The 21,581-nt window shown below is 56.6% G+C and carries 20 protein-coding genes, 1 pseudogene and 1 riboswitch; of the genes and pseudogenes, 12 read left to right on the top strand and 9 right to left on the bottom strand.

All coding sequences use genetic code 11. From position 1 onward, the window contains the following. Positions 1–5: 5 nt before the first annotated feature. Complete coding sequence (gene gatC, locus DUD43_RS16180; RefSeq protein ID WP_003801948.1) at positions 6–314, bottom strand: Asp-tRNA(Asn)/Glu-tRNA(Gln) amidotransferase subunit GatC; 309 nt, start codon at positions 312–314, stop codon at positions 6–8. Positions 315–585: 271 nt separating this feature from the next. Here gatC and DUD43_RS16175 point away from each other — a divergent pair, with 271 nt between their 5' ends. The 5 genes from DUD43_RS16175 (at position 586) to rodA (ending at position 6,150) form a co-directional block, all read left to right on the top strand. Further along, positions 586–1,629 carry a rod shape-determining protein gene (locus tag DUD43_RS16175; RefSeq protein ID WP_003801946.1) on the top strand — a complete coding sequence of 348 codons (1,044 nt, stop codon included), beginning with the start codon at positions 586–588 and terminating at the stop codon, positions 1,627–1,629. Positions 1,630–1,690: 61 nt separating this feature from the next. Continuing rightward, entirely contained in the window at positions 1,691–2,572 is an 882-nt protein-coding gene (gene mreC / locus DUD43_RS16170) for a rod shape-determining protein MreC (protein ID WP_153231083.1), read from the top strand. After that, the gene (mreD, locus tag DUD43_RS16165) at positions 2,556–3,137 is read left to right on the top strand and encodes a rod shape-determining protein MreD (RefSeq protein WP_153231082.1); all 582 of its coding nucleotides are present in this window, start codon (positions 2,556–2,558) and stop codon (positions 3,135–3,137) included. Before mreC ends, mreD begins: the two co-directional genes overlap by 17 nt. Before the next feature lie 14 nt (positions 3,138–3,151). Then, positions 3,152–5,011 (top strand): penicillin-binding protein 2, encoded by a 1,860-nt coding sequence (gene mrdA, locus DUD43_RS16160; protein WP_153231081.1) that lies wholly within the window; start codon positions 3,152–3,154, stop codon positions 5,009–5,011. Next, a complete protein-coding gene (rodA, locus tag DUD43_RS16155; protein ID WP_153231080.1) occupies positions 5,008–6,150 on the top strand; it encodes a rod shape-determining protein RodA in 1,143 nt (380 codons plus the stop codon). The genes mrdA and rodA overlap by 4 nt, the downstream gene beginning before the upstream one ends. Positions 6,151–6,185: 35 nt before the next feature. Here the strand turns inward: rodA and mutY are convergent, their stop codons facing one another. From mutY to DUD43_RS16140, 3 genes are read right to left on the bottom strand one after another with little or no spacing between them, the layout of a single operon-like run. Next, on the bottom strand, positions 6,186–7,277 hold the full coding sequence (gene mutY / locus DUD43_RS16150; protein WP_153231079.1) for an A/G-specific adenine glycosylase: 1,092 nt from the start codon (positions 7,275–7,277) through the stop codon (positions 6,186–6,188). Next, entirely contained in the window at positions 7,277–8,185 is a 909-nt protein-coding gene (locus DUD43_RS16145) for a cell division protein FtsX (RefSeq protein ID WP_153231078.1), read from the bottom strand. Before DUD43_RS16145 ends, mutY begins: the two co-directional genes overlap by 1 nt. Then, positions 8,182–8,853 carry a cell division ATP-binding protein FtsE gene (locus tag DUD43_RS16140; RefSeq protein ID WP_009460544.1) on the bottom strand — a complete coding sequence of 224 codons (672 nt, stop codon included), beginning with the start codon at positions 8,851–8,853 and terminating at the stop codon, positions 8,182–8,184. The genes DUD43_RS16145 and DUD43_RS16140 overlap by 4 nt, the downstream gene beginning before the upstream one ends. A gap of 220 nt (positions 8,854–9,073) precedes the next feature. Here DUD43_RS16140 and DUD43_RS16135 point away from each other — a divergent pair, with 220 nt between their 5' ends. The 6 genes from DUD43_RS16135 to DUD43_RS16110 all read left to right on the top strand — a co-directional run bounded on the left by DUD43_RS16135 (position 9,074) and on the right by DUD43_RS16110 (position 15,173). Further along, on the top strand, positions 9,074–10,090 hold the full coding sequence (locus DUD43_RS16135; RefSeq protein ID WP_022983607.1) for an amino acid ABC transporter substrate-binding protein: 1,017 nt from the start codon (positions 9,074–9,076) through the stop codon (positions 10,088–10,090). 98 nt (positions 10,091–10,188) lie between these two features. After that, complete coding sequence (locus DUD43_RS16130) at positions 10,189–11,376, top strand: amino acid ABC transporter permease (protein ID WP_153231077.1); 1,188 nt, start codon at positions 10,189–10,191, stop codon at positions 11,374–11,376. Next, positions 11,377–12,471: an amino acid ABC transporter permease gene (locus DUD43_RS16125; protein ID WP_153231076.1), complete on the top strand. Its 1,095-nt coding sequence runs from the start codon at positions 11,377–11,379 to the stop codon at positions 12,469–12,471. It abuts the gene before it with no gap. A 60-nt stretch (positions 12,472–12,531) separates the two neighbouring features. Beyond that, on the top strand, positions 12,532–13,269 hold the full coding sequence (locus DUD43_RS16120; RefSeq protein WP_060186656.1) for an amino acid ABC transporter ATP-binding protein: 738 nt from the start codon (positions 12,532–12,534) through the stop codon (positions 13,267–13,269). Between the two features lie 70 nt (positions 13,270–13,339). Beyond that, entirely contained in the window at positions 13,340–14,329 is a 990-nt protein-coding gene (locus DUD43_RS16115) for a Bug family tripartite tricarboxylate transporter substrate binding protein (protein ID WP_153231075.1), read from the top strand. Positions 14,330–14,594: 265 nt separating this feature from the next. Next, positions 14,595–15,173, top strand: coding sequence for an OmpA family protein (locus DUD43_RS16110; protein WP_109089344.1), 579 nt, complete (start codon positions 14,595–14,597; stop codon positions 15,171–15,173). 1,088 nt (positions 15,174–16,261) lie between these two features. Here DUD43_RS16110 and thiC read toward each other — a convergent pair. The 4 genes and pseudogenes from thiC to DUD43_RS19280 form a co-directional block, all read right to left on the bottom strand. Then, positions 16,262–18,178: a phosphomethylpyrimidine synthase ThiC gene (thiC, locus tag DUD43_RS16105; RefSeq protein ID WP_153231074.1), complete on the bottom strand. Its 1,917-nt coding sequence runs from the start codon at positions 18,176–18,178 to the stop codon at positions 16,262–16,264. A gap of 55 nt (positions 18,179–18,233) precedes the next feature. Next, a riboswitch (TPP riboswitch) is annotated at positions 18,234–18,328 on the bottom strand. 40 nt (positions 18,329–18,368) lie between these two features. Further along, positions 18,369–18,746: a helix-turn-helix domain-containing protein gene (locus DUD43_RS16100; RefSeq protein ID WP_042486484.1), complete on the bottom strand. Its 378-nt coding sequence runs from the start codon at positions 18,744–18,746 to the stop codon at positions 18,369–18,371. 214 nt (positions 18,747–18,960) lie between these two features. After that, positions 18,961–19,134, bottom strand: coding sequence for a hypothetical protein (locus DUD43_RS19285; protein ID WP_228125978.1), 174 nt, complete (start codon positions 19,132–19,134; stop codon positions 18,961–18,963). Positions 19,135–19,152: 18 nt separating this feature from the next. After that, positions 19,153–19,335: pseudogene (locus tag DUD43_RS19280) on the bottom strand (helix-turn-helix domain-containing protein); the annotation flags it as partial. A gap of 112 nt (positions 19,336–19,447) precedes the next feature. Between DUD43_RS19280 and DUD43_RS16090 the strand changes: the two are divergent. Continuing rightward, entirely contained in the window at positions 19,448–20,224 is a 777-nt protein-coding gene (locus DUD43_RS16090; protein WP_153231072.1) for a helix-turn-helix domain-containing protein, read from the top strand. 71 nt (positions 20,225–20,295) lie between these two features. On the opposite strand, the gene DUD43_RS16085 is transcribed toward DUD43_RS16090, so the two are convergent. After that, positions 20,296–21,549: a D-amino acid dehydrogenase gene (locus DUD43_RS16085; protein WP_153231071.1), complete on the bottom strand. Its 1,254-nt coding sequence runs from the start codon at positions 21,547–21,549 to the stop codon at positions 20,296–20,298. Positions 21,550–21,581: the final 32 nt, after the last annotated feature.

Genomic DNA, 21,581 nt, shown 5'->3' with positions numbered 1-21,581 from the left:
TTGCTTTATTCGATGACCGTGGGCACCAGAAACAGGCCATCCTGCTCGGCGGGGGCGTTGCGCATCATGGCCTGGCGGCTTTCTACCGTTCCGGAAGGCAGGGCCTTGTCCTCGCGCAGACGCAGACTGATCTGCTGGCGGGCGGACAAAGGATGGGCCATGGGCTCAACGCCTTGAGTGTCAACGGTTTGCAAGGTCTGGATCAGGCCCAGGATGCGCGTCAAATCGTGCTCGACCTGGGAGGCTTGTTCAGCGGAAAGATCAAGGCGCGCCAGTTGCGCTATACGGGCAACATCCTGTTCAGTGATAGACATGTGGGTGGGTACTGGAAAATGAGTAATAAAAAAAAGCGGAAATCTGTCAGTTAGGGACAGTTTGGCACTTTTACAGCAAATGCGGGGGTTACAGAACTTAACTGACCATTAAAACAGTCCTAATGTAGAGCAATTATAAGTTATCATTGACCGTTTCCTTCCCAGGTATTTTTGAATTCGTTGCCTGGTTCTTGTGCCTGTCGTTTTACGCTTGAGTTCCGCGCCGAATTTACCTGCCTTTTCCCCCAAACACTTTACACTTTGCGCGCCCATGTTCGGATTCCTACGCAGTTACTTTTCCAGCGATATGGCAATCGACCTCGGTACGGCCAATACCCTTATCTATGTACGCGGCAAGGGTATCGTACTGGATGAACCGTCCGTTGTAGCCATCCGCCATGAAGGTGGACCTAATGGTAAAAAAATCATTCAGGCCGTTGGGCAGGAGGCCAAGCAAATGCTGGGTCGGGTGCCTGGCAATATTGAAGCCATCCGGCCCATGAAGGATGGTGTGATCGCGGACTTCACTGTTACCGAGCAAATGCTCAAGCAGTTCATCCGCATGGTTCACCCACGCAGCATGTTTGCCCCCAGCCCGCGCATTATCGTGTGCGTGCCTTGTGGCTCCACCCAGGTGGAACGCCGTGCCATCAAAGAATCTGCTCTGGGCGCTGGCGCCAGCAAGGTCTACCTGATTGAAGAGCCCATGGCGGCCGCTATCGGTGCAGGCCTGGCCGTGTCCGATGCCAGCGGTTCCATGGTGGTGGATATCGGTGGTGGTACAACCGAAGTGGCCGTGATCTCTTTAGGCGGTATGGTCTATAAAGGATCGGTTCGCGTCGGTGGCGATAAGTTTGACGAAGCCATTATTAATTACATCCGTCGCAATTACGGAATGCTAATTGGTGAACCCACGGCTGAATTGATCAAAAAAGAGATCGGTTCCGCATTCCCTGGCACTGAAATTCGCGAGATTGAAGTCAAGGGTCGCAATTTGTCCGAAGGGGTGCCACGCAGTTTCACCGTTTCGTCCAACGAGATTCTGGAATCGCTTACCGATCCCTTGAATCAGATCGTCTCTGCGGTTAAAACCGCTCTGGAACAAACTCCTCCTGAACTGGGTGCGGACATCACGGACAAGGGCATCGTCCTGACCGGTGGTGGTGCTCTGGTTCATGACCTGGACCGTCTGCTGCAAGAAGAGACCGGCTTGCCCGTTGTGGTGGCTGAAGATCCTCTGACCTGCGTGGTACGGGGTTGCGGCGAGGCTCTGGAACATCTGGAGCGTCTGGAGTCCGTATTCATTTACGATTGATCTTTGCTTGGCCTCCCCGGCAATGTCTGCCTGTGGGGGCAAGCGATCGAGTGCTTGAGTAATGCGAGAACAAGGCTCCATCCGGCTATTTAGGCGCGGCTCATCAGCTGAGCTGCGTCTGGCCGCTCTTTTGGTGCTGGCAGTGGGCTTGTTGATCACTGATGCTCGTTACGCGGTGCTCGAACCCGTGCGCCAGGCCGTGGCCGCTGTGCTGTATCCCTTCCAGCGTGTCATGCTGGCCCCGCGCGATCTGGTTACCTACTTCAGTAGCTGGACGGACGCGGCCTCTACCGCTCGTTCCGAGAAAGAAGCCTTGCAACGCCAGCGTATCGAGCTGGCTCAACTGTCCACTCATGCTGCCCAGCTTTCTGCTGAAAACGAGCAACTGCGCCGTTTGCTGCAAGTGGCCGACACTGTCACCCAACCGTCTGTCGCGGTAGAGGTTCTGTATGAACCGCCCAATGGGTATGCCCGTCATCTGATCTTCAATAAAGGTTCGGCCAGCGGCATTCGTCCCGGCATGCCGGTGATTGACGAAGGCGGGGTGGTGGGCCAGGTGGTGCGTGTGACGCGCTTTACCTCCGAAGCCGCGCTGATTACCGACGATAAAGTCTCGGTACCGGTACAGGTGCTGCGTAATGGCCTGCGTCTGATTGCCTTTGGTGGCAACCCCGGCGGCAAGGTCGAGGTGCGTTTCCTGACGGGCGATGTAGATCTGGAGCCAGACGATACCTTGATTACCAGCGGTATCGGTGGCTTGTTCCCTGCCGGTTTGCCGGTGGGTATGGTCAGCAGCATCGAGCGCGATGATGCGTCCGGTTTTGCGCTGGCCCTGGTGACGCCTTTGTCGCACCCCGAGCGTTACCGCCATTTTCTGATTTTGCTGGTGCCCGAGAGCGAACGCTCTCTTGAACAGGACGATGCCAATGATGCGACGCGCTGAGTCCTCGGACACCTCTAGCCGTAAAACCCGGTCCTCATCCCTGAGCAGTTTGCAGCCTATTGATAGCAGCCCGTTTTCGCGCGCCTCCAGCCCCTGGTTGGTATGGGGCTCGATTCTGCTGATGTGGCTGGCGTCCATGTTGCCCTGGCGCCTCTTGCCCTTTGCGCCTGACCTGTTGATGCTGGTGCTGGCATTCTGGGCCGTGCACGAGCCGCGTCGTGTTCCCATGTCTCTGGCTTTTATCGTGGGCATTCTGGTGGATGTGCACGATGGCAGCCTTTTGGGCGAACATGCTCTGGCCTATATTCTGGTCGTGTACGGCGCATTGCTGCTACGCAAGCGCATCCTGAACTTCGGCATGTGGACTCACTTTCTGCACATGGCGGTTGTCATGCTGCTGGCCCAGTTGATTGTGCGGGTTCTGCACGCCTGGCTGGTAGGGGAGTGGTCCGGCTGGGAGTGGGCCGGTGGCACCTTGCTGACCGCCGCCTTGTGGCCGCTGGCCGATAGTGTGCTGTTCTTGCCGCAGCGACGTCTGGACGAGTCCGACTCCGGTTCGTCCTGATTGGTAGGGCGGCCATGTTTGAATTCAAAAAAACCTCGCATCAGTTGCGCCAGCGCATTCTGTTCCGCGCCTTGGTGGCGGCTGTTCTGGCCTGCGTACTGCTAGGGGTGCTGGGCGTGCGCTTGTGGTATTTGCAAGTGGTGCGCTACGAAGGCTTTGCCGCCCGAGCCGATCAGAACCGTATTGCCGTCATCCCGATTACCCCCCGCCGAGGCGAGATTCTGGACCGCAATGGCGAGGTTCTGGCCCGTAATTATCGGGACTACACCTTGTCGGCCGTGCCTGCCAGTTTGGGCGAGCCAGTAGACGATATGCTGGATCGAGTGGGCGAACTGGTGGAGTTAAGTCCACGTGATCGTCGTCGATTCAAGCAGAACGTCGCGCAAAACAGTCGATATTCCGAAATTCTACTACGCAACAACCTGAGCGATGATGAAGCCGCCTGGTTCTCTGCCCATGCCTTCAAATTCCCCGGCGTGACCCTGCAAGCCCGTTGGGTACGCGAGTACCCGCAGGGCGAGGCGGCGGCGCATGTGCTGGGTTATGTGGGCCGTATTTCCGAGGGTGATCAGCAGCGTCTGGAAGAAACCGGGCAAACCGGTAACTACCGTGGCACGCAGGTCATTGGCAAAAAAGGGATCGAGAAAACCTGGGAAAAGACCCTGCACGGTCGCACGGGCATCGAGGAAGTGGAAGTAGCTGCCTCGGGCCGTCCGGTACGGACCTTGAGCCGCGTGGACCCCGTACCGGGTGCCAGCTTGCGTTTGTCGCTGGATATTGGCTTGCAGAAAATGGCGGAAGCCCTGTTCAAAGGACGACGCGGTGCCTTGGTGGCGATTGAGCCCAGCACCGGCGAAGTGCTGGCCTTTGTGTCGGCCCCGTCTTTTGACCCGAACCTGTTTATTGACGGGATCGACGTAGAGAACTGGCGCAAGTTGAACGACTCGCCCGATCATCCGCTGATTAACCGTCCGCTGTACGGCACCTATCCTATCGGCTCGACCTACAAGCCGTTTGTGGCCTTGGCCGCTTTGGAAACAGGCAAGCGCAAGGCGACGGATCGTATTTCCGACCCTGGCTACTTTGAGTTTGGTGGTCAGCGTTTCCGTAACGCGGGTGGGGCCGTGTATGGCTCTACCGATATGCACCGCGCTCTGGTGGTGTCCTCCGATACCTACTTCTACTCTTTGGGCCCGGAAATCGGCGTTGATAATCTGCACGACTTCATGAAGCAGTTTGGCTTTGGCCAGCACACCGGCATTGATCTGGATGGCGAGCGCCAAGGCATTCTGCCTTCTACTGAATGGAAACGTCAGGCCTACAAAAAACCGGCCCAACAGCGCTGGTATGCCGGGGAAAGTATCTCGGTGGCGGTGGGGCAGGGCTATAACTCCTTTACCGTGCTGCAACTGGCTCATGCGACTGCCGTGCTGGCCAGCAACGGCATTGTGCGTCCCCCGCATCTGGTCACCCAGACCTTGAGCCCTCACGACCCTGAAATTGAACAGCCCGTGCGTATTGATGCCAAGCTGATTCCCCTGAAGCAGGCCAATGTGGATGTGGTCAAACGCGCCCTGGTGGATGTGGTGCGTCTGGGTACGGCTCGTCGCGCCTTTGCGGGTGCGGCTTATCAGGCTGCCGGTAAAACGGGGACGGCACAGGTCTTTAGCTTGCGCGGTGCCAAATACAACGCCAACGCCATTGATGAGCGTCTGCGCGATCACGCCTTGTTCATGTCCTACGCCCCGGCAGACAACCCCAAAATTGCTGTCGCCCTGATCGTGGAAAACGCAGGTTGGGGTGGTTCGGTTGCAGCACCGATTGTGCGCAAGGTCTTTGATTACTGGTTGGTGGAACGAGGGCAGATGCAATGAAGCGACTTTTGCAACTGGGCCTGAGAGCCATCACCGCCTTTGACTGGCCCTTGCTGCTTTTGCTGGTGCTGATGGCTGCGCTGGGCATGACAGTCATGCATTCCGCGGTAGGTGGTACGGACTGGCGCTTTGCCGATCAGGTACGTAATTTCCTGCTGGCCTTTGGTGTGATGTGGCTGGCTGCTCTGATACCCCCCAGCTTGTGGATGAAGCTGGCTCCGGTGGTGTATTCGATCGGGGTGGTGCTGCTTCTGGGGGTGGAGTTCTTTGGTGAAACCAGCAAGGGCGCAACGCGCTGGCTGGACCTGGGGGTGGCCCGTATTCAGCCTTCGGAAATGCTCAAGATATCCGTGCCCTTGATGCTGGCCTGGTATTTCCACCGCTATCAGCGGCCCAAGATGAGTCTGCTGGACTTCATGGTGGCGGGCATCTTGCTGATGATTCCTTTCCTGCTGATCGTGCGTCAGCCGGACTTGGGCACGGCTTTGCTGGTCTTTGCGGCCGGTTTCTGCGTGATTTACTTTGCAGGCCTGTCCTTCAAGCTGATTGTGCCGATTGTGGTGGTGCTGGTGCTGGGCATCAGTGCCTTGCTGTACTACGAAGACTATATCTGCGTACCTGACCTTGATTGGGTGGTGCTGCACGACTACCAGAAGCACCGGGTCTGCACGCTGCTGAACCCTGGTAGTGACCGTCTGGGCAGAGGTTTTCACACCATCCAGTCCATGATTGCGATCGGCTCGGGTGGTGTTTACGGCAAGGGTTACATGATGGGCACCCAGTCCCATCTGGACTTCGTGCCCGAGCGTACAACCGACTTTATTTTCGCGGTGTTTGCTGAAGAGTTCGGTCTGTATGGCGGCATCATGCTGCTGGTGCTGTATGCCTTGCTGATTCTGCGTGGCCTGTCGATTGCTGCCGTGGCCCACACCCAATTCAGCCGTTTGCTGGCTGGCTCCATGTCCATGATGCTATTCGTCTATGTATTCGTGAACATAGGCATGGTGACGGGGATTCTGCCCGTGGTGGGCGTGCCTTTGCCTTTCCTGAGTTATGGCGGTACAGCCTTGATGACCTTGGGCGTGGCCTGCGGGATGCTGATGAGTATCAGCAACGATAAGCCAGCGCGGCCTGCTTAGTGCCGCTTACCCCGGGTTACACCGGGGGCTTGGTATCAACTCAGAAGTAATTGCTCACTATCTTTGCTCTGGTACAAGCCCAGTAGCAACTTGCGTATGGGCGCAGGCAAAGCGGTCTGCTCCAATGCTTCATGATCCTGCCATTGTTGACCTGCCACTGGCTCGGCCAACACAGACTCATCGACGTGCAGCAGCCAAGGCGTGATGTGCAGCTTGAAGTGTGAAAACACGTGCTGGAAAGAGGCCAGGGCAATGGCTTCTTCATTGGACCAATGCAGTGCTGCCGTTTGCAGACTCACGGCATCCTCGAATTGAGGCAGGGTCAGCAGACCACCCCAAATACCCTTGTCGGGTCGTTGCTCCAGCAAGACCTGCCCATTCAGCTCCAGAATCAGCATATGCGCATAGCGTTCATCCTGGCGGATACGCTCTTTGGGGCTGGGCAGCTCGGACTGTGCCTGGTGCGTGTGGGCATAGCAGTCGCTTTGCAGCGGACAGAGACTACAGGTGGGCTTGCTACGCGTACAGCATTGCGAGCCCAGGTCCATCAGCCCTTGGGTGTAAGCCGCCATATCCAGGCTTGCAGGGGCAAGTTCCACCACTTCATCGGCCTTGGCCCACAAGGTGTTTTCCACGGCCTTTTTCTGCGTGGGTCCATAGATCCCGAAGTAGCGCGTGAACACACGTTTCACGTTGCCGTCCATGATGGGGCTGCGTTCCCCAAAACAGAAGGCGGCGATGGCACAGGCGGTAGAGCGTCCTATGCCGGGTAAGGTCGCCAGATCTGTGGCATTGCCCGGAAAACTGCCACCCCATTTTTCCATGACCTCGCGGGCACAGCGGTGCAAGTTGCGGGCGCGGGCGTAGTAGCCCAAACCGGCCCAATAGGGCATGACTTCGTCCTGCTCGGCAGCGGCCAGATCCTTGACGGTAGGGAAGCGCTCCAGAAAGCGCTCGTAATAACCCAAGACGGTGGCGACCTGGGTTTGCTGCAACATGATTTCGGAAAGCCAGACGCGGTACGGGTCTTGCGTGTTCTGCCAGGGGAGGTGGTGGCGGCCGGAGGTTTTTTGCCAGGCCACCACTTTTTCGGCCAGATCTTGGGGACGGGGTTCAGGAAGTGACATCAATATTGGGTACTACGGGTAACAGACCAGCGAGCCGCCAGGGCGCCCAGAATGGCGACCAAAATAGCAGCTGTCAGCAAAAGAGAAAATTCCGGCAGCCGGAGCGTCAGCTGGACGCCATAGCTTTGGGCCAGACTGGATAAGGCTTTGTTCAGGGGAGTCAGTGCCAGCAAGGCCAGACCGCAGGCCAGGGCGCTGGCAAGCAGGCCGGTTAGCGCACCCATGTACAGGAAGGGGCGGCGTACAAAGGCTTCGGTCGCGCCGACCAGACGGGCCACGGCAATTTCTTCGCGCTGGTTCAGGGCTTGCAGACGGACGGTATTGAACACGGTGGCAATCACCACCACGCCCACGCCCGCCATCAGAATCCATAAGCCAATACGGATAAAGCTCAGAATCGCGGCCAGACGCTGCACCCATTCGCTATCCAGCAGCACGCTATCCACGCCCTCGCGGCCTTGCAACGTCTTGGCCAGGGTGTCGGCACGTGTCACCAGATCCGGGGTTTCATGCAGGGTCAGCACAATGGCGTGCGGCAAGGGATTGCTGGGCAAAGCGCCCAAGGCGTCTGTCCAACTGGGGTTGCTCTGCAATTGCTTAAGCGCTTGTTCCTTGCTGACCAGCCTGATCTGGGCCAACTCAGTTTGAAATTCCTTGCCTACCGCCTGACTGAAGGCTTGCGCTTGCTCCAGCGTGCTGTTCTGCTTCATGAACACCGTCATTTCGGGCGAAGTGGGAATCTCGCGCACAACGGGTTGGGCAGCCAGCAAGATACTGGCTCCCAGAACCGGCACAGCCAGGGTCAAGGCAATGACCAGCAGGTTGGACAAGGAGGAGAAGGGCTGCACTCTCAGGCGGCGCAGGGCCACCAGAAAGGCGTATTGGTGATGACGCAGCCAGGTTCTCATGCCAGCACTCCTGGGTGATCGGAAAAGCGGCCGTCCTGAATCAGCAGGGTTCGACGCGCATAGCGTGCCATCAAATTCAGATCGTGCGAAGCAATCAAGGTGGTGACACCCACCCGGTTAAAGTCCATCAATACATCCATGATGCGTTTGGCGTTATCGGCGTCCAAATTGGCGGTTGGTTCGTCGGCAATCAAAATAGCCGGGCGATTCACAATAGCGCGGGCAATAGCCAGCCGTTGCTGCTCACCACCGGACATTTCCACCGGCTTCAAATCTTCTTTACCGCGCAGACCCACTTTTTCCATGGCGGCGCGAGCACGTGCCTGGGCAGTGCTGGGCTCCAGGCCCATGACGGCCAAGGGCAGCAGCACATTGGCCAGGGCGCTGCGGTCTTGCAGCAGGTGCGTATCCTGTAAAACCACGCCTACCGCGCGTCGCAGATAAGGCCGGGCGCGGGCAGGCAGCTTGTCCAGCCTGTGCCCGTTGACTTGGACCGAGCCACGGCTAGGCAGCTCCAGGCCCCCGATCAGACGCAATAAAGTGGATTTACCTGCTCCCGATGGGCCGGACACAAAAATGAATTCGCCGTCATCAATGCGAAAATTAATGTCGGCTAGAATATTTTTACTGCGGCCATACGATTTAAAAACGTGTTGGAACTCGATCATCGCGACGCACAATTAAAGAGGAATCTGCTTGAAAAGCCCCTATGGAATGACCGCAGGGGCCCGCATGAAAATGTCGGCGTAGGTAAAAGTATTCGTCAGACTGTTAGAGGGAAACCCCCGATTTGTGTTTGCACAGACTGGCTCTACGATTGGACACCACAGCTTAGCTGCAATTGTAATCTGCATCCATTTACCAAAAGTAAACAGGAGGTGATATTCCATGACCTTAGTGAAAACCATTGCATGTAGTGTTGCGTTGATGGCCCTGGCCGCTAATGCACAAGCAGGTGAAACCCTGGACTCGGTGAAGAAGAAAGGCTTTGTTCAGTGTGGTGTCTCAACCGGTATTGCAGGATTCTCGCTGGCAGACAGTAAGGGCGTCTGGTCCGGCATTGACGTGGACATGTGCAGTGCGATCGCCGCTGCTGTTTTTGGGGATGCCAAAAAATACAAGGTCACGCCCTTGACCACTCAGCAGCGCTTTACCGCCCTGCAATCGGGTGAAGTCGATGTGCTGACTCGTAACACCACCGCGACGATCTCTCGCGATACAACTCTGGGTTTGGTCAGCACTGGCATTAACTACTATGACAGCCAGGGTGTGATGGTGAAAAAATCCCTGGGCGTGAAAAGCGCCAAGGAGCTGGATGGGGCCGCTGTGTGCGTGCAGCCTGGCACCACGACCGAGCTGAACCTGGCGGACTGGTTCCGTGGTCAGGGTATCAAGTTCAATCCTGTGGTGATCAACAACCCTGAAGAAGCCATGCGCTCCTTTACCTCCGGCCGGTGCGATGGCTTTACCAGCGATAAATCCCAGCTGGCAGCCATGCGTGCCGCTCAGGCTACACCGGACGAGTTCGACATCCTGCCCGAGGATTTCTCCAAAGAGCCGCTGGGCCCATTCGTGCGTCAGGGCGACGAGGACTGGTTCACCCTGGTGCGCTGGACTCTGAACGCCATGCTGGAAGCTGAGGAATATGGCATTACCAGCGCGAACGTGGATGAAAAGACCAAGAGCGATAACCCGAACATTCAGCGTATTCTGGGCGTGTCCGGCGAGCTAGGCAAAGGTCTGAAGCTGGATAACAAGTGGGCCTACAACATAATTAAACAGGTCGGCAATTACGGCGAAAGCTTCGAGCGTAATCTGGGTAAATCGACGGCATTGAAGCTGGATCGCGGTTTGAATGCACAATGGCGTGACGGTGGTGTGATGTACGGCTGGCCAGTGCGTTAAGATTTCGGTCTTCACTGTTTGTTCTTGCGTCTGGCTTCGGCCAGACGCGCGCCACCTCGCAGGGCTACGCGTAGTGCTGCATCCATGGGTTTTACGCTATGGCACAAAATACACCTGCCGCGCCAGCCCCCCCTAAACGGCGCCTGTCCTGGAATGATCCGTTCACACGCGGCATTATTTACCAGGTGCTGATTCTGGGTGTGCTCGGTTTTTGTGTGTGGTATCTGGTCTCCAATACCCTGCACAATTTGGCTGTTCGCAATATTTCTACAGGCTTTGACTTCCTGAATCGAGAGGCAGGCTTCGCCATTGGCGAGTCGGCGCTGCCGTATACGCCCTCGGATACGTATGGGCGGGCCATTCTGGTCGGCCTGGTCAATACGCTGAAAGTCGCGGTGATCGGCATTGTTGCTGCTACCGTGTTTGGCACCTTGCTGGGCATCGCACGCTTGTCCAAGAACTGGCTGGTTTCCCGGCTGGCTGGCTTGTACGTGGAAGTGATGCGTAACGTGCCTTTGCTGCTGCAACTGTTCTTCTGGTACGCCCTGATTACCGAGACCTTGCCCGGACCGCGGCAGGCTTTGAATCCGCTAGGCGGCGTATTTTTATCGAATCGTGGTTTGAAGCTGCCCACCTTGCAGGGCGATGGCATGGACTGGATCTTCATGGGTCTGGGGCTTGCCGTGGTGCTGTGGGTTTTGATGGCGCACTGGGCGCGTCGTCGTCTGGAAAAAACCGGCCGTCCTTTCCCCACCATTCGCTTTGGCATTTTGCTGCTTGTTCTGATGCCGGCTCTGGCTTTGCTGATCAGCCCCGAGCCCTTGGCGCTGGATGTGCCGCGTCTGCAAGGTTTCAACTTTGTCGGGGGCGTGACCTTATCGCCTGAATTTGCCGCCTTGCTGGCCGGTTTGATCACCTATACCTCGGCCTTTGTGGCCGAAGTGGTGCGCTCCGGTATTCAGGCTGTGGGCAAAGGGCAGTGGGAAGCGGCACAGGCACTGGGCCTGTCCCGTGGCCGCATGATGCGTCTGGTGGTTCTGCCCCAGGCATTGCGCGTGATTGTGCCGCCCATGACCAGCCAGTACTTGAACCTGACAAAAAACAGCTCTCTGGCCGTGGCCATTGGCTATCCCGATATTGTTTCTGTGGTGAACACCACCTTGAACCAGACAGGGCAGGCGATTGAAGGCATCCTGATCATCATGGCGGCTTACCTGACGGTCAGCTTGTCGATCTCGATCTTCATGAACTGGTACAACAACCGTATTGCTTTGGTGGAGCGCTAAATGAGTCATACGCCTACATCCACCGTAAGCGGGCCACCGCCACTGCAGCGGGGCACCCTGGGCTGGCTGCGCCAGAACCTGTTTTCCTCTCCCCTGAACGCCATTTTGACGGCGCTGTCGGCCTGGCTGCTCCTGATGACCGTGCCGGCCATGATCGACTGGCTGTTCATCAAGGCTAATTTCGATGCGCAAACCGCGCAGGATTGTCGGGCCAGTGCGGGTGCGTGCTGGGCTTTCATCCGTGAAAAGCACCGTCTGATCCTGTTTGGCATCTATCCCTATGACGAGCAGTGGCGGCCCTTGCTGGCCTCCATCCTGCTGACCTTGCTGATCGTGTGCAGCTGCGTGCGCTGGTTCTGGAAGCCCTGGCTGCCCTTGATGTGGCTGGTCGGCCTGACCGTCGTGGGTATTCTGATGTGGGGTGGTGTGCTGGGCCTGAGCTATGTGGAAAACAGCCTGTGGGGCGGTTTGCCGCTGACCTTGATTCTGGCCACCTTCGGCATCGCTTTCGCTTTTCCTTTGGGCTTGTTGTTGGCCCTGGGGCGTACCTCGCGCTTGCCGGCCGTCAAGGCGGTCTGCGTGGTCTACATCGAACTGATTCGTGGCGTACCGCTGATCAGCTTGCTGTTCATGTCCTCGGTGATGCTGCCTTTGTTCATGCCCGAGGGCTTTAACATCGACAAGCTGCTGCGTGCCCAGATCGCCATCATTCTGTTTGCGGCGGCGTATATCGCGGAAACCGTGCGGGGCGGCTTGCAGGCCATTCCCAAAGGACAGTACGAAGGGGCGGCCTCGCTGGGTCTGAGCTACTGGCGCACCATGCGGCAGATCATTTTGCCGCAGGCCCTCAAGATCGTGATCCCGCCACTGGTAGGCATCTTCATTTCCCTGTTCAAGGACACCTCTCTGGTCGTGATCATCGGTATTTTCGATCTGACCCAGGCGGCCAAAGTGGCCCTGGCCGATGCGGCTTGGCGCGGCTTTAGCCGGGAAGCCTATCTGTTCATCGCACTGATTTATTTTGTGTTCTGCTACTCCATCTCTCGCTACAGTCGTTCGCTGGAGCGACGTTTGCAAACGGGTTATGAACGCTGACACAGGTAGCAAAGCCTTGGCTAATACCAAGCGCTTTGCTGGCCAGACAAGGAGTTTTGCATGGCAGACGCCATTATTCAGCTAAAGAACGTCAATAAATGGTACGGGCAGTTCCATGTGCTGCGCGATATCAATCTGGATGTGGCCCCCGGCGAGCGCATCGTTATTTGCGGGCCCTCGGGTTCGGGCAAGTCCACCCTGATTCGGTGTATCAACCGCCTGGAAGAGCACCAGAAAGGGCAGATTATTGTGTCGGGTGAAGAGCTCACCAACGACGTGCGTCAGGTCGAGGCCATTCGGCGCGACGTGGGCATGGTGTTTCAGCACTTCAACCTGTTTCCGCACCTGACCGTGATGGAAAATCTGACCTTGGGACCGATGTGGGTGCGTCGCAAGACCAAGGCCCAGGCTCAGGAGCTGGCCATGAAGTATCTGGAGCGCGTCCGCATTCCAGAGCAGGCCAACAAGTATCCCGGACAGCTTTCGGGTGGACAACAACAGCGCGTCGCCATTGCACGTTCCTTGTGCATGGAGCCTAAAATCATGCTGTTCGACGAGCCGACCTCGGCCCTGGACCCGGAAATGGTCAAGGAAGTGCTGGAAGTCATGGTCGAGCTGGCCCATACCGGCATGACCATGCTGTGCGTGACCCACGAGATGGGTTTTGCGCGTAAAGTGGCTGATCGGGTCATTTTTATGGATCAGGGCGAAATCATCGAGCAAAATACGCCTGATGAGTTCTTTGACTCGCCACGCAGTGAAAGAACGCGCGAGTTCTTAAGCCAGATCATTCATTAAGGATCGGTGGCTGCTCTGTATGGGCTGCCTTGTGCAGCCCATATGCATTTTTATTTCAAGGAAAAAAGTGATGTTTCGAGTCTGTAAGTGGCTGCTGGCTGTCTCTGGTGTTGCGGCCGTCATGGCTGCCCCGGCTGTAATGGCAGAGGATGCTTATCCTTCCAAACCTATCCAGTTTGTGGTGCCTTACCCACCGGGCGGTCCTTTGGATAGCATGGCTCGCTTGCTGGCTGAACGTGTCAAAGGCGATCTGGGCACGGTTGTGGTGGAGAACAAGTCAGGTGCTGGTGGCAATATTGGTGCCAGCATCGTGGCCAAGGCCGCTCCGGACGGTTACACCCTGATGATGGGTGCGGTGGCGATCAACTCCATCAATCCCTGGCTGTACAAGACCGTGCCTTTTGACCCGGTCGAGAGCTTTGCGCCTATCGCCCTGGTTGCCTCGGTGCCTAACATCCTGATCGTGAACAAAGAGTTTGCCGAGCAAAACAAGATTGCTTCGGTGCAGGATCTGATCAGCTACGCCAAAGAGCATCCCGGTCAAATGAACTTTGCATCGGGCGGTAATGGCAGTGCTGGTCATCTGGCTGGTGAAGTCCTGAACACCCGAGCCCAGATCAATTCCGTGCACGTTCCTTACGCCGGTGCCAACCCTGCCAAGACGGCTTTGCTGGCAGGCCAAGTGCATTTCATGTTCGACAACCTGGCTTCGGCGGCGCCGTTGATCAAGGCAGATACCGTCAAGGCCTTGGCTGTGACGACTCTGGAGCGTTCCAGCTTCCTGCCTGACGTTCCCACCATGGAACAGGCTGGCGTGAAGCCTTTTGACCTGGGCACCTGGTTTGGTGTGTTTGCTACTGGCGGTACGCCACAGCCCGTTCTGGACAAGCTGTATGCCGCTTACTCCAAGGCTTTGATGGATCCAGCCGTGCGTGAAGCATTGGCCACCATGGGTTCTGATGTGCAGCCTGGCACCATGGCTGAATTCAGCGAGCTTGTCAGCAGTGATCTGAAGAAGTACAAAGAAGTCGTTGCCGACTCGGGCGCCGAGTTGTTCTAAGCTTTCAAGGACTTAGCCCCCAGGCAATCAGTGGCTTACGTTGATCTGGTCGCTGGCAAGATCAAGAATTGTTAAAGAAGGCAGTGAAGTCTGTTTTGAAGTACCTGCTTGCGGTGCCTCTTGCTAGTATTAGAGGCATTCAAGCGGTCCTGGTACTTAATTTGAGATTACGGAGCCAATAATGACAATTTCCATTCGTTCTGCAAAATTAGCAGCATGTGCTGGTGCTCTTTCCCTCTTGGCCGCTTGCGGCACAATGGACAATATGAGCACAGGCGGTCGCACCGCAGTGGGTGCGGGTGGTGGCGCTGCTGTGGGGGCTGGTATTGGGGCCTTGATTGGCGATAGCAGCAAGGCAGCCATGATCGGTGCAGGTATCGGTGCACTGGCTGGTGGTATTGCGGCGTATAACTGGTCTGGCATCAAGAAGGATGTGCAGCAGTCGGGTGCCACTGGCTTGGGTGTGGATGTCACTGAAATGCCGGACGGCAGCTTGCGGGTCAATATCCCAAGCAGCGTGTCTTTTGATACTGGCCATTATCAGTTGAAGCCTGCTTTGCTGCCTGTTCTGGATAGTGTGGCTCGTGCCATGAATCAGCATCCAGAGTTGCGTGCCAAGGCTGTCGGTCATACCGATAGCACAGGGTCGGCACAGACCAATCAGACTTTGTCGGTTAACCGCGCAAGCGCTGTGACGAATTACCTGACGCAGCAAGGTGTGGGGCAAGGTCGTTTGATGGTTGAAGGCCGTGGCCCGAATGCTCCTATTGGTGATAATGCGACGGCTGAAGGCCGTGCCATGAACCGCCGCGTGGAGTTGTATCTGTACGCTCCGCAGAAGTAAGTCTCTGCTTCTTGCACACTCTCGGGTGTGCTGACAAAAGGCCCGGTTTTTTAGCCGGGCTTTTTTTATGTCTGATCGAAGGTGCTGAAACGGTTTTAGGGCAGTATTCTCTGCCTGCTGCCTGGTGTTAGCTGAGAGCTGTCAACTGACGGTTATCCGTCGTCGTTGAGGACATTACCGTTGCTTGGGAGTCAGCGCTGATTATTGAGTAGAACCAGGTAGTGAGCACGCCCTTGGGGGCGGTGGGGACCCGGAGGGGCTTGAGCACTTGCCGGTGCTGCGCACCGGTCCCCTTGTCGAGGACATCATCCGGGCGCACTCTGAACTCGCGGGGTGGTTCGTCCCCCGGACGAACCACAAGCGCCCCGCTCAAACAGCAGAGTGCTTGCACCCCGGATGATGCCCCCGCCTGCGGCAAGTACTCTGAATCGCCCCTCCGGGTCCCCACCGCCCCCAAGGGCTCATACCGTGGCTATTCAAGAAATCATGTATTGAGGGTCTGGGTCTGGGTCTGGGTCTGAGATCTGGGATCTGAGGTTTTAGGTTTGAGTTTTGATGTGTGACGTCTGAGGTGAAAGGTCCGAGGTGGAAGGTCGGAGGTCAGAGATTCGACGCAGGTCAGAAAAGTACCACACGCCATTCAAGGATGCAGTTTGACCTGTCCAGAAGAAAACGATTGTGAGCCAGTTGAGCCTAGCGTCAGGGTGTCCGGGCGGTTCAGAGGGTTTGCCGCGGTCGGGAGATAGAGTAGGGGTGCAAGCATCCTGTTGTTTGAGCCGGACGCTTGTACTTGGTCCGGGGGACCAAGTACCCGGCGAGTTCAGGATGCGCCCGTAGCTATCTCCTGACAAGGGCACCGGTGCGCAGCGCCGGCAAACACTCAGCCCGGACACCCTGACGCTAGGCTCAACTGGCGTCTCCTGCAACGATCTCTTCTGACTGGCGAACCTCGCTTTCCTATAAATAAAGTGACGAAGCCCCCAAAAAGAAAAAGCCCCAGGCAGAAAGAATCCACCCAGGGCTTTACCCCATCAAGGCCTGATCAAACAAAGATCATGTTCACACCCAGGCCCGTGTTCAACAAAGCATCAAGCCTCCTGATACAGCTTGCTGCCCTGCTGAACAAACTGCACAGACATCTCCTTCATTCCTCGATCCACAGCGGACTGCTCATCCAGACCGTTAGCCTTGGCATAGTCCCGTACATCCTGCGAGATCTTCATGCTGCAGAACTTGGGCCCACACATGGAGCAGAAGTGCGCTACTTTCATCGAGTCTTTAGGCAAAGTCTCGTCGTGGAATTCACGCGCTGTATCCGGGTCCAGACCCAGATTGAATTGATCATCCCAACGGAATTCAAAGCGCGCCTTGGACAAGGCATTGTCCCGGAATGCCGCCGAAGGATGCCCCTTGGCCAAGTCCGCTGCATGTGCCGCGATCTTGTACGTGATGATGCCGTCCTTCACATCCTTCTTGTTCGGCAAGCCCAGATGCTCCTTGGGCGTCACATAGCACAGCATCGCCGTACCTTGCCAGGCAATCATCGCCGCACCCAAACCGGAAGTGATGTGATCGTAGCCCGGTGCAATGTCTGTAGCCAAAGGCCCCAAAGTATAGAAGGGGGCCTCATGACAGTGCTCCAGCTGCAACTGCATGTTCTCTGGAATCAGATGCAAAGGCACATGACCAGGACCTTCAATCATGACCTGAACATCATGCTTCCACGCAACCTGAGTCAACTCGCCCAAGGTACGCAGTTCCGCGAATTGCGCCTGATCATTGGCATCGTAGCCCGAACCGGGACGCAAGCCATCACCTAGCGAGAAAGCCACGTCGTACTGCTTCATGATCTCGCAGATGTCCTCGAAATACTCGTACAAGAAGCTTTCGCGGTGATGCGCCAGACACCACTTCGCCATGATGGAACCACCACGCGAAACAATGCCTGTCATGCGGCTGGCCGTCATGGGAATGAAGGGCAAACGCACACCGGCGTGAATCGTGAAGTAGTCCACACCTTGCTCGGCCTGCTCAATCAGGGTGTCGCGGAAAATATCCCAGGTCAGATCCTCGGCAATGCCGCCGACCTTTTCCAGTGCCTGGTAAATAGGCACCGTACCGACGGGCACCGGCGAGTTCCGAATAATCCACTCGCGTGTCTCATGGATGTTCTTGCCCGTGGACAAATCCATGATGGTGTCTGCACCCCAGCGAATCGCCCAGGTCATTTTCTCGACCTCTTCGCCAATGGTGGAACCCAGGGCCGAGTTACCAATATTGGCGTTGATCTTCACCAGGAAATTGCGGCCGATAATCATGGGCTCGGTTTCCGGGTGGTTGATATTGGCGGGCAAAATGGCTCGGCCACGCGCAATCTCATCACGAACAAACTCGGGTGTGACCGTGGTGGGCAAGCTGGCACCGAAACCTTGACCAGGGTGTACCTTGGTCAGGCGACGAGCCATCTCTTCACCTTGTGGACCGCTGGCGCGCAAACTTTCAATGTATTGCTCGCGTCGCAGGTTTTCCCGAATCGCCACAAACTCCATTTCGGGAGTGATGATGCCGCGCCGCGCGTAATGCATTTGCGTGACATTGGCACCTGAAATGCTGCGTCGGGGCTGACGCTTCAATTCAAAGCGCAAAATGTCCAGTTCCGCGTCGGCCTGGCGGGCCTGACCGTACTGGCTATTGAGTCCTGCCATCAACTCGGTGTCCTTGCGCTCGCTGATCCAGGCTTGGCGTAGCGGGGGCAGGCCTTTGCGAATATCGATCTGTACCGAGGGGTCTGTGTAAGGACCGCTGGTGTCATAAACGCTTAAGGGAGGATTCGGCTCGGCGCCGAAGTGGCTGGGCGTATCAGCCAGGGAGATTTCCCGAAAAGGCACACGCAGATCAGGCCGTGAGCCGGTTTGGTAGGTTTTTCGGGAGTTGGGTAATGGCTGGATCGCAGCCGGGTCTACGCTGGCCGCTGTGGCCGTAAAAGAAGGGGTTTTGCTTGTCATTGCAGCTCCAAAGAAATGGTGGAGCCGATATAGGAAGAAGTGCCGTGCAGGCATTGCACCTGTGGCACACGCTCCCAGCATCGGCATTATCCGTACTGGTACGAGGGTTTATCTCAACCCGCCAAATGGCGAGTACCCCTGCGTGCTGACAAGTATAGGTATCTTGGCGCTGCTTGTGGACGTATAAGGCTTATTTTCTTTTCATACCGTTGAGCAGGTGACGGATGGTTTGATCCAGATGGTCACGCTCTTTAGGTGGCAAAGCCACAATCTCGTCCACGGAAAAGCGGTTGAAAGGCCAGGTCACAATCGGTGGGCCTTCGCCGGAGTCTTGCAAGGTGGCTGCATGGGCTGCACTCAGCTCCATATTGCCCAGCCCGTTTTTTAGCCATTGGGCGCTGATATTCAGAGCTTTGGCCAGATCCAGAATTTCGCGCGCGTCACGCCGCGTGCCACTCTCGTAATTGGAGATGGCGCTTTGGCTGAGGTTGCACAGACGAGCCAGTTCGGCTTGGGAAAAGCCGCGTTGCAGGCGGGCGTGGCGGAGGCGATCAGAGAAGTGTTTCACAGTACAGATTGTTCATGGAACGCCCTGCACGATGGTTTTGAGTAAAAATGTCGTATGTGATAAAACTGTCCAGCTCAATAAGCTGAATGAAGCAAAGAGAAGCTTAAGATGGGTGCAGCACCAGATTTGTCAGCCTCAAGCCTGTGCCAAGAGCTTGAATACCAGTGGTGCTTGATGGTCTGGGCGGTTTCGGTGGATAGAAAAAAAGCCGGGCCTAGCGCTTTTTCATGCCGTCCAGTAAATGACGCAAAGTGCGATCCAGCAAATCACGTTCGCCATCTGCCAAAGCAACCACCTCATCGACGGAAAACAGACGGAAGGGCCAGGTAACAATGGGAGGGCCATCCTGGGGTTCGGACAGTGTGTAGCTGTCTTTCGTGAAATCCATCGTGCCGATACCTTTGCGCAACCATAAAGCGCTGACATTCAAGGCTCTGCTCAACTCCAGAATTTCACGTGCGTCTCTACGAGTGCCATTTTCATAATTGGATATGGCGCTCTGGGTCAATCCGCATAGACGTGCCAAATCTGCCTGAGAAAGACCGCGATGTTGACGTGCGTGGCGAAGGCGTTCGGAGAAATGTTTCACACAACAGATTGTTGATGTAAAGCCAAACACGATGGTTTTAATTAAAAATCACAGTCGTGATTTATACTGTCCGGCATAGTCATCAGATGTCATTATAGTTAAGGTATCAACTATGTCGGTTGCAAATGAAATTGCTGGCGGTCCTGTTGTGCTGTACTTGGCCACTGCTATCCCTGATCGAAGCTTACTAGAACAAAAAATTCAGGCTCTGGCGGAACGTGGTTATCGTCTTATTTTTTGTCCGGATGCGACGGCTTTATTGCAGTTGGCCCAAACGCGGGGCCGTTATGCGGGTTCGGTATGTATTGCTTGGTTGGGTGGGGCCTTGGCGGAAATCTGCTCGGCAGCCGTGCGCTTGCGCATGTTGTGTCCGCAAATTGGAATCCTGATGCAGTCCGACGCAACGGACTCGGCCATGCTGCAAGCCTTGCATAGCGGCGGGGATCAGTTTTGTCCCAGGGACGCGTCTTTGGAGTTGCTGGCAGCCAGTTTGCACAGCTTGCAGCGGCGCATGATGCAAATGCCCATCATCCCCGAACCGTCGGTAACTCAGGAATGGGTGCTGGATCAGGAGGGCTGGGCCTTGATATCGCCCGTGGGTATCTCGTTTAGCCTGACCAGCACGGAGCGCGCCTTTATTGTCCGCTTGCTGCGTGAGGAAGATCGCCGGGCCAGTCATTACGAGCTGATGCGAGCCGTCGCCAGTAAAACGGATGTGATCAGCAATCCGCCCGGTGCCTTGCATATCAATCGCCTGGGGGTTCTGGTCAGCCGTATGCGGCGCAAATTCAACCAGGGTGGGACGGTGTTGCCTATCCGCTCGATTCATAACTGGGGCTATATGTTTGCCGCCAATTGCCAGTTGCTGGCCGAGTCCACGCGTCATTAGGGCAGGGCAGTTGAAAAAGGCCCTGTCGGTCAAACCGGCAGAGCCTTTGTTCTTGCTGCGAGGGCAGGGGCTTAGTAGTAGCGCTGCACCGACAAGTCGTCTGAACGGATGGCAGGCTCTTTGTTGCTGATCAGGTCAGCCAGCAGTTGCGCACTGCCGGTAGCCAAGGTCCATCCCAGCGTACCGTGGCCGGTGTTCAGGAACAGGTTGGAGTAGCGGCTGCGGCCCACAATCGGGGTGCTGTCCGGCGTCTTGGGACGCAGGCCGGTCCAGAAATGCAGGTCTGCGTCGCTTTGATAGCTGCCGGGGAACAGGTCGTTCAAGACCATCAGCAAGGTCTGCTCACGGCGGGGATTCAGGCGCTTGTTAAAGCCCACTACCTCGGCCATGCCGCCCACACGAATGCGGTTGTCAAAGCGGGTCAGGGCGATCTTGTAGCTTTCATCCAGCAAAGTGGATTGAGGCGCGCGCGAGGCGTCCGCAATCGTGGCGGTAATGGAGTAGCCCTTCAAAGGGTAGACCGGGATGGCTTGCAGGTCTTTCATCAGACCCGTAGACCAGGAACCCAAGGCCACCACGTAAGCATCGGCGGTCAGCAGACCGTCGGAGCTTTGCACGCCGCTGATCTCCGTGCCATTGCTGTGAATGCGCTGAATGTTCTGGTTCCAGCGGAACTCCACGCCTTCCTGTTCAGCCAGCTCGCTAAGGCGACGGGTGAACATCTGGCAGTCGCCGGTTTCGTCTTCAGGGAAGCGCAGGCCGCCGCTCAGTTTGTGCTCTACGTGGCGCAGAGCCGGTTCAATTGTGTGCAGCTCAGAAGCAGACAGCAGCTCGTACGGTACACCGGCTTCTTTCAGAACCTCGATGTCGGCTGCAATACCGTCCAGCTGCTTTTGCGTACGGAACAACTGCAAGGTGCCTTGGGCGCGGTGCTCGAATTGAATATCGGTCTGGGCGCGCAGCTCGGCCATGCAGTGACGGCTGTATTCAGCCAGACGCACCATGCGTTCTTTATTGATGGCGTAGCGGTCTGCCGTGCAGTTGCGCCACATGGCCAGCAGCCACTTGATTTGTGTCAGCGTGCCATCCGGTCGGATGGTCAGCGCAGGGTGCTCGTCGAACATCCACTTGATGGCTTTGCGCGGGATACCCGGCGCAGCCCAGGGGCAGGCATAGCCAAAGGACAACTGACCGGCATTGGCAAAACTGGTTTCCAGAGCGGGCCCAGCCATGCGGTCGATGACCGTTACGCTGTGTCCTTGGCGGGCAAGATAATAAGCGCTGGTTACGCCTTCTACGCCAGCACCTAGCACGAGGATCTTCATACGGTTCCTTGGGCGCATCGCCCGAAAGGGGA

Origin of the sequence: Alcaligenes faecalis (assembly GCF_009497775.1) — a bacterium.
GTDB lineage: Bacteria > Pseudomonadota > Gammaproteobacteria > Burkholderiales > Burkholderiaceae_B > Alcaligenes > Alcaligenes faecalis_D.
This window is presented reverse-complemented; position numbering and strand designations above follow the sequence as displayed.